The organism is Shewanella sp. MM_2022_3 (genome assembly GCF_022557375.1).
Taxonomy (GTDB): domain Bacteria; phylum Pseudomonadota; class Gammaproteobacteria; order Enterobacterales; family Shewanellaceae; genus Shewanella; species Shewanella xiamenensis.
Window position 1 is genome coordinate 1 of record NZ_JAKZGV010000030.1, and the last position, 14,704, is coordinate 14,704.

Below are 14,704 nucleotides of genomic sequence, written 5' to 3' on the forward strand. Positions count from 1 at the left end.
CATTCTAGGGGATTTTCAGCATGTTAAAAGTGGGATATCTGGGAAAGTAGGAAGTAATAAATAGACTTTTGATTAATTAGCTTGAAACCTTTTATTTTTAAATAATTTATTATTATTTGGCCGTACAACAACATGCTAGTAGTAAGCCAGCCGTTGTTAGGACTAGCTTACTACTATTCCGTGGGGAGCGTAGTAGTCTAAACTCAGTACACGTGTATAGGTGTTTATCCTTTGGCCATTTTGGAATTATTACGCCTTACTAGCTTGGTCTTAATGCGCTCTTGTGTGCCGATGACAAAGACAAAAAAGATAGGAACAAAGAATATTGCTAGTATGGTTCCGCTAAGCATACCGCCGAAAACGCCGGTGCCGATAGCATGTTGAGTTTCTGCACTCGCGCCGCTTGCAAGCATCAAAGGGAGGACGCCAAGGGTGAAGGCTAGCGAAGTCATCAAGATTGGACGCAGCCGCAGCCGTGCAGCGGTTACTGCTGCATCGACCAAACTGCGTCCCTCGGCGTGTAATTGGCGGGCAAATTCGACGATAAGTATGGCGTTTTTCGCCGATAAGCCAATGATGGTAATCATCCCCACCTTGAAAAACACGTCATTAGGCATGCCTCGTAGCATAACCGCTGCCACGGCTCCTATGAGTCCCAGCGGTACTACCAGCATTACCGATAGCGGAATCGACCAGCTCTCGTACAGTGCAGCAAGAACCAAAAATACAACAAGCGCAGATAACAGCATCAGCAGCGGCGCCTGTGCAGCCGATTGGCGCTCCTGTAATGATGCCCCTGTCCACGCTATCGCATAGCCTGGTGGTAACTGTGCCACTAGGCGTTCCATTTCTGCCATGGAGGCTCCGCTGGAAATGCCTGGCGCAGCACCTCCCGAAATTCGCACTGCCGGAAAGCCTTGAAAGCGCATCATTTGTTGTGGCGATTCACTCCATTTGGGTGTCACGACTTCTCGCAGTGGTACCATGCCACCGCTAGAATTACGTACCCGCAGGCTTAGTACGTCATCTAGCTGCATACGTGCAGATGCTTCCGCTTGCAGAATGACTTGTTGCATACGTCCATTATTCGGAAAATCATTGACATACATAGATCCCATTGCCGCCGAAAGCGTGCTGCTTACCGCTGCGAAAGACAGGCCCATAGCCTCGGCTTTTGGTCGATTGATATCTAGGTTAATGCTTTCACCGGGCGGTAAACCATCTGGGTAGACATTGCTAACCACCTTGCTTTGAGCCGCTAACTCGAGCAGTTGCGCCTGTGCAGCAAGTAACGCCGTTTCACCACGGTTGGCTCTATCTTGCAGGTATAGAGTGAAGCCTGATGAAGTCCCCAGCTCGTCGATGGCAGGTGGCATCAGGCTCATGACAGTGCCTTCGACGTTATCTGCCATAGCTTGTTGTGCAAGTTCTGCTTCCTCTGCCGCTGTGGCACCATTACGTTTATCCCAATCTTTGAGCATAGTGAAAGCCATGGCGGCGTTTGGGCCTGAGCCTGCAAAGCTAAAGCCCTGTACTACCATATTGGTATCCAATGTTGGGCGAGTAGCTACGTGTGCTTCATATTTTTTTACCACTTCTAGTGTACGTTCGCTCGTTGCGCCAGTGGGTAATTGAATAGAGGTCATGAAGTAGCCTTGATCTTCGTCGGGTAGGAAGGACGAAGGTAATTCCTTAACCGCTAATACGAGTACAGCGCAGATCACTGCAAATGCTGCCATCATTCGCCCGCTACGCCTTACCAAGTGTACTAACCGTGCACTGTAACGAGTCGTCAAGCGTTCGAAGGCGCGGTTAAAAGCACCAAAAAATCCGCTTTTGTGTTGGTGATCTGCACTGACAGGATGCAATAGTGTCGAACATAGAGCTGGGGTTAAAGACAGGGCGAGGAAGGCTGAAATTAAGATCGACACCGCCATAGCCAAACTAAATTGTTGATAGATAACGCCCACCGAGCCGGTACCAAAGGCCATGGGAATAAACACAGCCGTTAGCACTAAGGTTATACCTATTACCGCACCAGTAATTTCCTTCATCGCCCGTGAGGTCGCTTCTTTGGGAGATAACCCTTGGGTCGCCATCAGCCGTTCCACGTTTTCAACCACCACAATAGCGTCGTCAACAATAATGCCAATGGCCAATACCATGCCAAACATAGTCAGCGAATTTATTGAAAAACCCGCCAGCAACATTACGGCAAAGGTGCCGAGCAATGCGATGGGGGCGACGATGGCTGGAATTAGTGTGTAGCGCAGCTTCTGCAAGAACAGGAACATGACCAGAAACACTAAGCCCATAGCTTCAAACAGGGTATAAATTACTTTTTTGATAGACACTTTGACGAAAGGTGCTGTGTCGAAGGGCACTGAATAGCTTATGCCTGAGGGCATGCTGGTTGCTAGTTCGGCTAAGCGTTCTCGCACTGCTGAAGCGGTGCGAACGGCGTTGGCGCCTGGGGATAGTTGAATCGCGGCACTGGTTGCCGTTACACCATTCTCACGGTTCGAAAAACCATAGGACTGAGCGCCCAGCTCAACTCTAGCCACATCAGCCAACACCAATTTGGCGCCATCGACACTGGAACGTAGGGCAATAGCGGCGAATTCCTCGGGTGTGGTCAGTTGTCCTTGTACGGTCAATGGGACTGTTAGGCGTTGTCCGGGTAAGGCTGGCTCATCACCGAGTCGGCCTGGGGCGATTTGTGCGTTCTGCTGTTCAATCGCCAGAGCAAGGTCGTTCATTGTCAGGCCATAGGCGGTGAGTTTATTGGGGTCAACCCAGACACGCATGGCTTGCTCTGCACCAAATAATTGCACTCGTCCCACACCGTCGATTCGGCGTAGTTCCTCGACAACATTTCGCGCCAAATAGTCGTTTAGCGCGACTTCGTCGAATTGACCATTAGGTGACGTCATGCCAATCATCATCAGAAAGCTCGATGCCGCCGACTCAACCTGCAGACCGCTCTGCCGTACGACTTGAGGTAAGCGTGGTTCGACTGCCTTAATGCGATTTTGCACATCAACTTGGGCAAGTTCCGCATCTGTGCCCGGTTTGAAGGTGGCGGTAATTTGTGCACTTCCTGAGCTGTCAACTGATGATTCAAAGTACAGTAGGTTTTTTACCCCCGATAGTTCACGCTCGACAAGGCTTATCACAGAGTCATTAAGTGTTTGTGGCGTGGCTCCTGGATAAGCGGCATAAATGCTCACCGACACGGGGGCAACCGAAGGGTAGCGAGAGATAGGTAATTGCGGAATCGAGATGATACCAATCAGTACGATAAAGAGGGCTATCACCCATGCAAATACTGGGCGGTTAATAAAAAACTGTGGCATGGTATGTCTCCAAATCAGCGCACATCGGCACTTAATTGCTGCTCTGCTGTGGGTTGCCAAAGCCGAGCATGAACCTGCGCATCAGGACTTAGCCGTTCGATGCCTTCAACGACTATCTGCTGGCCAGCAGATAGTCCTGATATCACGCGGTAGCGGCCTGCCACTAGCTCATCGACTTTAATTGCTACTAGCTGTACCTTGCCCTCCGCATTGAGTACCCATACTTGGGGTTGACCCGCCTTACGGGTGACTGTCTGTTGTGGCACTCTCAGAGTGGAAGAATAGTAAGTCTTTGGAACCCGAGCTTTTACAAAAAGACCGGGCAATAGGCGATGTTGTGGATTATCAACGAGTACACGCAGCAGTACATCGCCGGTACCTGTATCCACCTCGGAGCCCGAAAATAAGATATGACCTTTCATGCCAAGAGACTCACCGCTGCTGCTTAGGATCTCTACGCTTAACTCTGGGTTAGCTTCGTTTGCTTGCTGGCGCATGCTGTCTAACATTGATGCTGGCAGTCGAACATCGACATACACTTGGTCAATTTGTTGGATCCTCGCCATTGGGGTGGTATCAGTCGGTGAGACTAAGGCTCCTTCACTCACTAAGGCTTGATCAATTTGCCCTGAGATAGGGGCTTTGACGCTGGCAAATTCTAAATCTAACTGGTGCCGCGTAAGTGTCGCTTGGGATTGGGCGACATCTGCTGCGGCTTGATCGCGCAGGGAAATTGCATCATCAAACATTTGTTGGCTAACCGCTTCGGTTTTTAACAGGGAGGCCAAGCGTGCAGTTTCCTGGCGAGAACGAACCAATACGGCTTCGGCTCGTTGCAAGGCGGCTGCCGCAATAGCAACATCGGCTTTAAATTGTGCAGGATCAATCTGGAATAGCACTGTGCCAGATGTTACCTCGCTGCCTTGTTCGAACAGACGATGTTGAACTATGCCGCTAACTTGCGCGCGGATCTCTGCACTGCGAACAGCAACAACGCGACCAGGTAGATCTTCTGTGACCAATAGTGCTTCGTTATCCAGCGTGATTACAGAAACCTGGATTAGAGAGGGGGGATTTTCCTCCTGCTCCGCGGAGTAGCAACCCATCAATCCCATTACGGCAATTCCTACCAAGAGTACCAAGTTTAAATGCCGTTTTTTGCTGAACATAACCAACTCTCCTCTATTTGCTACGTTCTCACTGATGACATTGACCAATGCTTGAGAACTCACTGAATTATGACGGGTCGCTATTGCGAATTATTCGAGGCTTTGTGGAGAATGTGTGGAGGGAGTGATAAAGTTCTTCAATTTCAGCCTTGGAGCTATTCATGTCCAATCTCAATGCCACAAAAAGTCAGATGACTTCGGCACTTGTACTGATTGCCGAAGATGAAGCCGAGATTGCCGAGATCCTGATTGCCTATTTACAGCGTAGTGGGCTGCGAACTCAACACGCTACGGATGGTATTCAAGCATTAGCCATGCACGATACATTTAAGCCCGATCTGTTGTTGCTTGATGTACAGATGCCTAATCTCGATGGCTGGAAGGTATTGAATGAAATTCGCTCCCGTGGCGATACGCCAGTGATCATGCTCACCGCGCTTGACCAAGATATCGATAAGTTAATGGGGTTACGCCTCGGTGCCGATGACTATGTGGTTAAACCTTTCAATCCTGCTGAGGTGGTCGCGAGGGTTCAGGCTGTGTTGCGACGTGTCCGAATTAACCCGTCTACCAATAGCCAAATATTGCGCGTCGGTCAGTTCCAAATCGACTTAGACAGTCACGAGGCCAGCGTGAACTTGAACGGTCAGCAGCAAATACTCGATCTGACTCTCACGGAATTTAAACTATTAGCCTGTCTGATGCGGGCGCCAAAACGTGTTTTTAGCCGTGAGGAGCTGCTGATTAATTGCTTGCCCGAAGGTGATACTCAGGAACGCACTGTTGATAGTCATATCAGTAAGCTGCGTAAAAAACTTGAAGCCCTTAATATTCAAGGAGTACCGCTCAGCGTCTGGGGGGTTGGCTATCGCTTTGGTGGTGAAGTATGAAGCAATCACCGGGCTTACGCAGACAAATTATTCAATCCTTAGCTGTGATGACGCTAGGGGTTATTTTCCTGTCGGTATTTGGTTCCTATGTTTTCTATGCTATTGCGGTGACCTACTTGCCTGGCAGCATCTCTGAAACTTGGATGCCTTCTCGGATGGAGATGATCTGGATTGTTTGCACTATCGCCGCCGCATTGGGGATGTCGCTTTTTGTTGCTGTTCGTCTGTCTCGGCGAATCCTCAATCCGTTGAATTCTGTGGCATATAGCCTACGCGAAGTCGCTCTAGGTAAACTCAACGCACGCGCAAAAATGGATCAAGATACTATGGGAGAAACCGCGCAACTGGTCAGTGACTTTAATGCTATGGCTGAGCGATTAGAGTGTATGACCCGCGAGCGGGAGTTTTGGAATGCGGCTATTGCCCATGAGCTTCGCACTCCGGTCACCATTTTGCGTGGTCGATTGCAGGGCTTAGCGGAAGGTGTTTTTAGTCCTAATAGTGAGTTGTTCGAGGGATTGTTACGGCAGGTCGAAGGCTTAAATCACCTGATAGAAGATTTACGAGTGCTGAGCCTTAACGACAGTGGCCACTTAGAGTTACATCGTGTAGAGGTTTGTTTAGCGGATGAACTTAGTACTGTGATTGAGACCTTTGCAGCGGCTTTAGATGCCAGAGGACTCAAACTTAAGTTGGAACTCGATTCTAGCCTTCAAGTTTACTGTGATGCCATCCGTATCCGTCAGGTGCTAATCGCACTACTAGAAAATGCTCGCCAGCATGCAGAGCCCGGCGAGTTAACCGTGCGGCTCTATCATTCGGATGATAATTGCTATGTAAGTGTGGAAGATGAGGGGCCTGGCATCCCTGATGCTGCCGCCAGTTACGTATTCGAAGCATTTCGTCGAGTCGATCCTTCTCGTTCACGAAAAAGTGGTGGTAGCGGGCTTGGTCTTGCCGTGGTTAAGACTATTGTTGAAGCTCACGGCGGCCATGTGGTCTGCCAGCCATCGGGTCGTGGAGGAACAGTATTCGTTCTATTTTGGCCAATTAGGCAAGTTTAGGCTTTATTCTTGTCTACTAATATATTTATTTAATAGGTTTTTTTCTTATATTACAAATGTGCTCCAAAATTTATCTTCGGAGCACATACGGAGCAAGAATAGACAAAACCCTTCAAATCACTTCCCACCCAATAAAACAAAATTATTTTAAAATCATAATGTTGTTTTGATTTGGTTTGATGCGTTTTACTATTTTACTTCCCGATACAGAATGAGCTAAAAATTTTGCCGAGTAGATCGTCTGAAGTAAAACGGCCAGTGATTTCAGATAGGGCGAGTTGCGCCATTCTGAGCTCTTCTGCTAACAGTTCACCTGCGAGATAAACCTCTAATTGCTCTTTACCTAGTTGCAGATGGCTCGCTGCAACATCCAATGCTTCGAGGTGACGACGACGGGCGATAAAGCCACCTTCGAGATTACTCTGATAACCCATCAAGGATTTAAGGTGTTGCTTTAATTCCTCTACGCCCAGACCGGTTTTGGCCGAGATCCTATACACGCTGTAACCTTTTTCTTCGGTCATGGCGAGGTTTTCACCGGTGAGATCGGCCTTATTGCGGACAACAGTCACGCCTAAATTGGGGGGGAGACGATCGATAAAATCCGGCCAAATATCGTGGGGATCGACGGCATCCGTGGTAGTACCATCGACCATAAATAACACCCGATCGGCGCTGTTGATTTCGTTCCACGCGCGTTCGATACCGATTTGTTCAACCGTATCTGTGGTATCACGTAAACCTGCGGTGTCGATAATATGCAGTGGCATACCATCTAAATGAATGTGTTCGCGCAGCACATCGCGAGTGGTGCCAGCTATTTCGGTCACAATGGCCGACTCTTTACCGGCGAGCGCATTAAGTAGACTGGATTTTCCGGCATTGGGGCGACCGGCAATCACCACCTTCATGCCTTCGCGGATAATCGAGCCTTGCTTGGCACTGGCTTGTACGGCGCTGAGTTTGTCGATGATTTTGTAGAGTGCATTGGCAATTTTGCCATCACTTAAAAAGTCGACTTCTTCATCGGGGAAATCAATCGCGGCTTCGACGTATAAACGCAGATGGGTGACTTGATCCACCAGCTCATGCACTTCCTTCGAAAACTCACCTTGCAGTGATTGCAGCGCGCTTTTAGCCGCTTGTTCACTGGTGGCATCGATAAGGTCGGCAATAGCTTCGGCTTGGGTTAAGTCAAGCTTGTCGTTCATAAATGCCTGTTCGCTAAACTCGCCTGGTTTGGCGATGCGAATGCCTTCGACTTCGAGCACGCGTTTGATCAGCATATCGAGGACGATTTGACCACCGTGGCCCTGCAGCTCTAATACATCTTCACCCGTGAAGGAATTAGGGCCTTTAAAAAACAGTGCTATACCTTGGTCAATCACTTGGCCTGAGGCATTTTTAAAGTCGCAGTAATCGGCGTAACGGGGTTTAGGTAAATGACCCAATACGGCCATGGCCACATCGGTTGCCTTATCACCAGAGATTCGAATGATACCCACGCCGCCCCGTCCGGGCGCGGTGGCTTGTGCCACGATAGTGTCAGTTGTCACGGAAATACCCATTAATATCGATCAAATTACCTAAAGGAAAAGGCGGCCAATGAAGCCGCCTTTTTGAATATGCTGAGCTGTTAGCTCCGATCTAGCGCTTGGGCTTATTTTAAGCCTTTTTTCTCTAGACCTGCATAAATAATCTTCTGCTGGATGATGGCAACAATGTTACCCACTAACCAGTACAGTACTAGACCCGATGGGAACCACAGGAAGAATACGGTAAAGATCACTGGCATCCATTGCATCATCTTCACTTGCATTGGGTCCATTGTCGGTGCGATGGGTTGCATTTTTTGCATCACAAACATGGACACACCCATCAGCAGCGGCAGAATGTAGTATGGATCTTGTACTGATAAGTCGTGGATCCATAACATAAATGGTGCGTGACGCAGCTCGAAGCTCTCTAGCAATACCCAGTATAGGGCAATAAAGATTGGCATCTGTAAAATAATAGGTAAACAGCCACCCATAGGGTTAACTTTTTCCTTCTTATACAGTTCCATCATGGCTTGACCCATCTTTTGACGGTCATCGCCGAAACGCTCTTTTAGTTCCTGCAGTTTTGGCTGTAGGTTACGCATCTTAGCCATTGAGGTGTACTGCGCTTTGGTAAGCGGGAACAGTAAACCACGAACGGTTAAGGTGATCAGGATAATTGCCACACCCCAGTTACCCACAAATGATTGATAGAACATCAATAACCAGTGGATTGGAACGGCTAACCACCAAAGGAAACCGTAATCAACTACTAGGTTTAAGGTATCAGATAACGCAGATAGCGCTTTTTGATCTTTAGGGCCAACATAGAACTGTGAGCTAATTTCTTGCGTTGCACCTGGTGCAATATCGTATACCGCGCCACGGAAACCAATGTTAGCTAAACCGCCAGCACTTACACTCGAGAAAATCGTGTTGCTATCGGTTGCTGGTGGGATCCAAGCTGATACGAAGTAATGTTGCAGCATCGCCGCCCAACCACCGAGAGTCGGTTGATTGAGGTTGCTCTTGCTCATATCTTCAAACTTGTACTTTTCGTAACGTACATCTTGAGTCGAAAATGCCGCGCCACGGTATGTTGGCATCATCATGCTGCTTTCAGATGGCTTGATGGTCTGTTTAATCTGACCGTACATCTGAACTTGTAATGGAGCAGCTGAGGTGTTGTTGATTTTGTAATCGATATCAACGTTAAACTTGCCACGATGGAATACAAACACTTTTGTGTAAGTCACACCGTTATCAGCCACATAGGTCAGTGGTACTTCTAAGGTGTCTTGGCCATCGGCTAAGGTAAATTCAGTTTTGCTGGCGGCAAATGCGGCGCGACCTTTAGCACTGCTATCGATACCATCACGGCCAATTAGGCCACTCTGAGCGATATAAGTGTAATCTTTGGTTTGCTCAAGCAAAACAAATGGCTGGTCTTTACCCTGTTCCAATTTATGTGAAACCAGTGCAGCAAAAACAATATCACCACCCACAGGGTTGATTTGCACATCGAGCTGATCGGTTTTAACCGTGATTAGATTTTGCGTCGCAGCGACTGCTGCTGGCACACCAGTATCCGCTTCTGGAACATCAGCACTGTGATTAGTGGTCGCATTCGCCACTACAGACGATTCGGTTGCAACGGGTTTTGGAGCTTTGTCTGCTTGCCACTGTTGCCACAGCAAAAAGCTGACAAACAGTAGTCCTATTAGCAATATATTGCGTTGAGATTCCATAGCCTATTTATTACACCTGTCATTTTTAGGGGGGACGGGATCACTACCGCCGGGATGCAAAGGGTGACATTTTAATATGCGTTTCAATGCAAACCAACAACCTTTCGCGGTTCCGTGCACTTTTATTGCCTCAATGGCGTAATGAGAGCAAGTGGGATTGAAACGACATCGAGGTCCCAAGATTGGGCTGATGAAGATTTGATAGCCACGAATAAACGTGGTTGCTAGCCATTGTAGCGGCGACTGAGTTTGCGCCATAGCTTTTCTATCAACTTGTTGAGTTCGGCATTTTCCATTTCCATCACCCCATTTCTAACCAGCACAACAATATCAAGATGAGGAATATTGTGTTGATTGAGGCGAAAACTATCTCTGATCACTCGCTTAATGCGATTTCGCTGATTGGCACGTTTTACGTAGCGTTTAGCAACAGTAAGACCCAGACGCGGATGTTGTTCCGAATTAGGAATGGCAAGCAAGGTTATTTCAGCAGAAGATGCTTTGATGGGATTGGAAAATACAGATTTAAATTGCGCGGGAGTTAGCAAGCGTAACTCCCGCGTAAAGGTATAGCTAGTCAACTAGTTATCCACTTAATTAAGCAGATAAACGAGCGCGACCTTTCGCACGACGACGTGCAAGCACCTTACGGCCGCCTGCAGTAGCCATACGAGCGCGGAAGCCGTGAGAACGCTTGCGCTTCAGGTTGCTAGGTTGAAAAGTACGTTTACTCATGATGGCAATCCGTCTTTGTTATTAGTGAACATATCCTTATCTCCACGAATAGAGGTAAGGGTAAAAAAGAGGCCGAATTGTAATCACTTTACTTGTCCCCGTCAACAACGAAAGTCAGCAAGTGGGTTATTTCTGCCAGCGTATCCCTAGATCAACTCCCCCCACACACTATAAGATGTGGATAACTCTGTGTATGGACACTACATCTAGTAGTTAAGAGGATCTGTTAACAGATCAAGGGGCGCCATTATAGATCAATCTGGATCGCTTAATAAAGCGGGATTTTCTCTATTTGTTGAATAAAAGGATCGAATTTGATCTTTGATGATCGAGGATGCTGACAAAGAATGATCTTGTTGGGGATAATTATTTTTTAAGGATAGCGATCCTTGAGATCTCGCTATAGAATACACCTCTTTTTGATGATCTTTTGGGGATAACTTAGTGGCGGTTTCACTTTGGCAACAATGTATCGGAAGACTGCAAGATGAGCTTTCTGCTCAGCAGTTCAGTATGTGGATCAGACCGTTACAAGCCGAAATGGATGGAGATACTTTGGTGTTATATGCGCCTAACCGCTTCGTGCTCGATTGGGTTAGGGATAAGTACATCAATATCATTAATCAGTTTTTTACTGAGCAAATGGGTAATGATGCGCCTAAGCTACGCTTCGATATCGGTAGTCGTCCGTCCGCGAAAAAGCCAGAACCTGCGCCCGTCGCAGCAGTGCGCGTACCCAATCCCCAAACTAAGGCTTCTGTTGGTACATCATTTAATACCACCGAGCCTGTGACTAACACTAACCATCGCAGCAATATCAATCCAACTTATCAATTCGATAACTTCGTTGAGGGTAAGTCAAACCAACTTGGTAAAGCGGCTGCATTGCAAGTAGCTGAAAATCCAGGCGGTGCATATAACCCACTATTCTTATATGGTGGAACTGGTCTAGGTAAGACTCACTTGTTGCACGCTGTCGGTAACGGGATCATTAAAAATAATCCCAATGCTAAAGTGGTTTATATGCATTCCGAGCGTTTTGTGCAAGACATGGTCAAAGCGCTGCAAAACAATGCGATCGAAGAATTCAAACGCTATTACCGCAGTGTCGATGCACTGTTTATCGACGATATTCAATTTTTTGCCAATAAAGACCGATCGCAGGAAGAATTTTTCCATACCTTTAACGCATTACTTGAAGGTAATCATCAGATCATCCTGACGTCGGATCGTTATCCAAAAGAGATTGACGGGGTTGAAGACAGATTAAAATCTCGCTTTGGCTGGGGTTTAACGGTTGCGATCGAGCCACCCGAACTTGAAACTCGTGTAGCGATTTTGATGCGCAAAGCGCAAGAGAGCGGCATTAACCTGCCTGATGAAGTGGCCTTTTTTATTGCTAAGCGCTTACGTTCAAACGTACGCGAGTTAGAAGGGGCGTTAAACCGCGTGATCGCCAACGCTAATTTTACCGGTCGCCCAATAACGATTGATTTTGTGCGTGAAGCACTACGTGACCTCTTGGCACTGCAGGAAAAATTAGTCACTATAGACAACATTCAGAAAACCGTAGCTGAATACTACAAAATCAAGATGGCTGATATGTTGTCTAAGCGTCGTTCGCGCAGTGTTGCGCGCCCAAGACAAGTGGCCATGGCGTTATCCAAAGAATTAACTAACCAGAGCTTGCCGGAAATTGGTGATGCCTTTGGTGGTCGAGATCACACCACAGTGTTACATGCCTGTCGTAAGATTGCTCAGCTACGGGAAGAGAGTCACGACATTAAAGAAGATTATGCTAACTTGATTAGAACCTTATCTTCTTAAAATCAAGGAATTTGGACACTATGAAATTTTCAATTGATAGGGACGCCCTATTAAAGCCGCTTCAATTGGTTTGTGGTGCGGTAGAAAGACGCCATAACTTGCCTATTTTGGCAAATCTCCTTGTAGAAGTTAGTGGTCACTCACTCAAAATGACAGGTACCGACCTTGAAGTTGAGTTAGTCGGTCAGGCGGTTATTCATGGTGATATCGAAGAAGGTCGAACTACAGTTCCTGCTAAGAAGCTGTTAGATATCGTTAAATCCTTACCCGAGCAAAGCGAGCTTAAGGTCGAGCAGCAAGATAACAAGTGGTTGTTACGCTCTGGCCGTAGTCGTTTTTCGCTGGCAACCCTGCCCGCAGAAGAATACCCCAACGTGGAAGCCTTTCAGGCGGAAATCGAATTCACCCTTAAGCAAGGCGTGCTGAAGTCTTTGATTGATGCGACCCAGTTTTCGATGGCGAACCAAGACGTTCGTTACTATCTGAATGGTTTATTGCTCGAAACCGAAGGTAATGTGCTGCGCGCCATTGCTACCGACGGTCACCGCTTAGCCTTAAGTCACAGAACCATAGATGCACAATTACCTGAAAAACAAGTGATCGTGCCCCGTAAAGGCGTGATGGAAATGGCGCGTTTGTTGGAAGCCGATGATTTAGATATCGCGATTGCCATTGGCGACAACGCGATTCGCGCGACCACCAGCACCACAGTCTTTACCAGCAAATTAGTCGATGGTCGCTTCCCCGATTATCGCCGCGTGTTACCTAAGGGCGGTGATAAAATCGTTATCGCCAGCCGTAACCACTTCAAGCAAGCTTTAACGCGCGCTTCTATTTTATCGAATGAGAAGTTTCGTGGTGTACGCATTCAGTTAGAAGCGGGATTACTGAAAATCACCGCTAATAACCCAGAGCAAGAAGAAGCGGAAGAAATCATCGATGTGGATTACAACAATCAGCCACTCGAAATTGGTTTCAACGTCAGTTACTTATTGGACGTGCTCAACAACCTTAAGTCCGATGATGTGCGTATCACTTTAATCGATGGTAACTCGAGTGCTTTATTGGAAAACCACTTGGAAGAAGATTCCATGTATGTGGTTATGCCAATGCGCTTATAGTCATCCTATTTCTACGCAGTGCCATACGCCGCTTTTTAGCGGCGTATATGTCTTCAGACCTTATCCCTTGTTGCCTTATTAACTCTAATGGATGTGAATTGCGGTATGATAACAGTCCTGAGTCTTGGCCTGAGCCGTCGATGCGGTTTGATGAGTAACGCATGAGCCTTATCCGTCTTAATATTGATTCTTTTCGCAATATTCAATTGGCGCAACTGAGCCCGAGTGAGGGGATTAATCTGATCTATGGTCAAAATGGCAGTGGCAAAACCAGTATTCTTGAGGCGATTTACTTTCTCGGGATGGGGCGCTCGTTTCGCAGCCACTTATCCCAGCGAGTCATCAATAACGACCAAGACAAACTAACCCTGTTTGCGACCTTAAATTTACCCCGCGGCGACAGTAAAATTGGTCTGCGGCGTTTTCGCAGTGGCGAAACCGAAGTCAAAATTGACGGCGAAAAGGTCAAACGGCTATCGACTTTAGCTGAAACCTTGCCCATACAAGTCATCACGCCGGAAAGCTTTTCGTTATTGTTTGAAGGTCCAAAATCCCGCAGGCAGTTTATTGATTGGGGGGCCTTTCATTCGGACCCACAGTTTTATGCGGCGTGGGTGAATGTGAGGCGAGTTCTTAAGCAACGAAATCAGCTACTTAGGAATAATTCTCCCTATGATCAAATCCAATATTGGGATCGGGAGTTTGTCCGTTATACCGAGCAGGTCACCGAAATACGAAACCGTTATGTAGACTCGTTAAATGAGCTACTTAAGGGTATAATCGAGGAGTTTTTACCGCAGGTGAATGTTAAGGTTTCATTTACCCGCGGCTGGGATAGCAAAACGGATTTTGCACAACTTCTCGAATCACAATATCCCAGAGATTTGGCTACGGGTCATACCGTCAGCGGTCCCCATAAAGCTGACTTAAGACTTCGTGTAGGCACTTTGCCGGCGCAGGATGCCCTGTCCCGTGGTCAATTGAAATTATTAGTCTGTGCACTGCGTATTGCACAGGGAAAGTTGCTCAAACAACAAATAGATAAACACAGTATTTATCTTGTGGATGATCTTCCATCCGAGTTGGATGCACAGCATAGGCAGCTATTGCTGAAACAGCTAGTGGACACTGGTGCACAAGTGTTTGTGACCGCCATTGAGCCAGCAGCAATAGTCGATTCGTTACACACGCCTCCCAGTAGGATGTTCCATGTGGAACACGGACGTGTAACGGTAATTGAATAACCATTGAGAGAA

12 protein-coding genes are annotated in these 14,704 nt (G+C 47.3%); 5 read left to right on the top strand and 7 right to left on the bottom strand.

The genetic code is table 11. The annotated features are described in order from the left end of the window. Positions 1-224: 224 nt before the first annotated feature. Together MMG82_RS14450 and MMG82_RS14455 are read right to left on the bottom strand one after the other, a co-directional pair. A complete protein-coding gene (locus MMG82_RS14450; protein WP_241407013.1) occupies positions 225-3,356 on the bottom strand; it encodes a multidrug efflux RND transporter permease subunit in 3,132 nt (1,043 codons plus the stop codon). A gap of 14 nt (positions 3,357-3,370) precedes the next feature. Further along, on the bottom strand, positions 3,371-4,525 hold the full coding sequence (locus MMG82_RS14455; RefSeq protein WP_241407014.1) for an efflux RND transporter periplasmic adaptor subunit: 1,155 nt from the start codon (positions 4,523-4,525) through the stop codon (positions 3,371-3,373). Between the two features lie 161 nt (positions 4,526-4,686). On the opposite strand from MMG82_RS14455, the gene MMG82_RS14460 reads away from it, so the two are divergent. Both MMG82_RS14460 and MMG82_RS14465 read left to right on the top strand, forming a co-directional pair. Next, positions 4,687-5,415: a response regulator gene (locus MMG82_RS14460; RefSeq protein WP_241407015.1), complete on the top strand. Its 729-nt coding sequence runs from the start codon at positions 4,687-4,689 to the stop codon at positions 5,413-5,415. Then, positions 5,412-6,479 (top strand): ATP-binding protein, encoded by a 1,068-nt coding sequence (locus tag MMG82_RS14465; protein ID WP_241407016.1) that lies wholly within the window; start codon positions 5,412-5,414, stop codon positions 6,477-6,479. Before MMG82_RS14460 ends, MMG82_RS14465 begins: the two co-directional genes overlap by 4 nt. Before the next feature lie 194 nt (positions 6,480-6,673). On the opposite strand, the gene mnmE is transcribed toward MMG82_RS14465, so the two are convergent. From mnmE to rpmH, 5 genes are all read right to left on the bottom strand, one after another. Next, on the bottom strand, positions 6,674-8,035 hold the full coding sequence (mnmE, locus tag MMG82_RS14470; protein WP_241407017.1) for a tRNA uridine-5-carboxymethylaminomethyl(34) synthesis GTPase MnmE: 1,362 nt from the start codon (positions 8,033-8,035) through the stop codon (positions 6,674-6,676). Between the two features lie 104 nt (positions 8,036-8,139). Then, positions 8,140-9,765 carry a membrane protein insertase YidC gene (gene yidC, locus MMG82_RS14475; protein WP_037429332.1) on the bottom strand — a complete coding sequence of 542 codons (1,626 nt, stop codon included), beginning with the start codon at positions 9,763-9,765 and terminating at the stop codon, positions 8,140-8,142. Between the two features lie 3 nt (positions 9,766-9,768). Then, complete coding sequence (gene yidD / locus MMG82_RS14480) at positions 9,769-10,023, bottom strand: membrane protein insertion efficiency factor YidD (protein WP_037413461.1); 255 nt, start codon at positions 10,021-10,023, stop codon at positions 9,769-9,771. Beyond that, the gene (gene rnpA / locus MMG82_RS14485; protein WP_011070422.1) at positions 9,990-10,346 is read right to left on the bottom strand and encodes a ribonuclease P protein component; all 357 of its coding nucleotides are present in this window, start codon (positions 10,344-10,346) and stop codon (positions 9,990-9,992) included. Before rnpA ends, yidD begins: the two co-directional genes overlap by 34 nt. A 16-nt stretch (positions 10,347-10,362) precedes the next feature. Further along, positions 10,363-10,500, bottom strand: coding sequence for a 50S ribosomal protein L34 (rpmH, locus tag MMG82_RS14490; protein ID WP_011070423.1), 138 nt, complete (start codon positions 10,498-10,500; stop codon positions 10,363-10,365). A 444-nt stretch (positions 10,501-10,944) separates the two neighbouring features. On the opposite strand from rpmH, the gene dnaA reads away from it, so the two are divergent. The 3 genes from dnaA (at position 10,945) to recF (ending at position 14,692) form a co-directional block, all read left to right on the top strand. Continuing rightward, entirely contained in the window at positions 10,945-12,327 is a 1,383-nt protein-coding gene (dnaA, locus tag MMG82_RS14495) for a chromosomal replication initiator protein DnaA (protein ID WP_037413464.1), read from the top strand. A gap of 20 nt (positions 12,328-12,347) precedes the next feature. Continuing rightward, positions 12,348-13,448 carry a DNA polymerase III subunit beta gene (gene dnaN, locus MMG82_RS14500; protein ID WP_011620839.1) on the top strand — a complete coding sequence of 367 codons (1,101 nt, stop codon included), beginning with the start codon at positions 12,348-12,350 and terminating at the stop codon, positions 13,446-13,448. A gap of 161 nt (positions 13,449-13,609) precedes the next feature. Then, entirely contained in the window at positions 13,610-14,692 is a 1,083-nt protein-coding gene (gene recF, locus MMG82_RS14505; RefSeq protein WP_037413470.1) for a DNA replication/repair protein RecF, read from the top strand. Positions 14,693-14,704: the final 12 nt, after the last annotated feature.

What these genes read in the sequence shown, in the direction of transcription:
- MMG82_RS14450 (WP_241407013.1), bottom strand. Translation starts at nt 3,356, where the DNA reads ATGCCACAGTTTTTTATTAACCGCCCAGTATTTGCATGGGTGATAGCC.
- yidC (WP_037429332.1), bottom strand. Translation starts at nt 9,765, where the DNA reads ATGGAATCTCAACGCAATATATTGCTAATAGGACTACTGTTTGTCAGC.
- dnaN (WP_011620839.1), top strand. Translation starts at nt 12,348, where the DNA reads ATGAAATTTTCAATTGATAGGGACGCCCTATTAAAGCCGCTTCAATTG.
- MMG82_RS14460 (WP_241407015.1), top strand. Translation starts at nt 4,687, where the DNA reads ATGTCCAATCTCAATGCCACAAAAAGTCAGATGACTTCGGCACTTGTA.
- recF (WP_037413470.1), top strand. Translation starts at nt 13,610, where the DNA reads ATGAGCCTTATCCGTCTTAATATTGATTCTTTTCGCAATATTCAATTG.
- rpmH (WP_011070423.1), bottom strand. Translation starts at nt 10,500, where the DNA reads ATGAGTAAACGTACTTTTCAACCTAGCAACCTGAAGCGCAAGCGTTCT.
- MMG82_RS14455 (WP_241407014.1), bottom strand. Translation starts at nt 4,525, where the DNA reads ATGTTCAGCAAAAAACGGCATTTAAACTTGGTACTCTTGGTAGGAATT.
- MMG82_RS14465 (WP_241407016.1), top strand. Translation starts at nt 5,412, where the DNA reads ATGAAGCAATCACCGGGCTTACGCAGACAAATTATTCAATCCTTAGCT.
- yidD (WP_037413461.1), bottom strand. Translation starts at nt 10,023, where the DNA reads ATGGCGCAAACTCAGTCGCCGCTACAATGGCTAGCAACCACGTTTATT.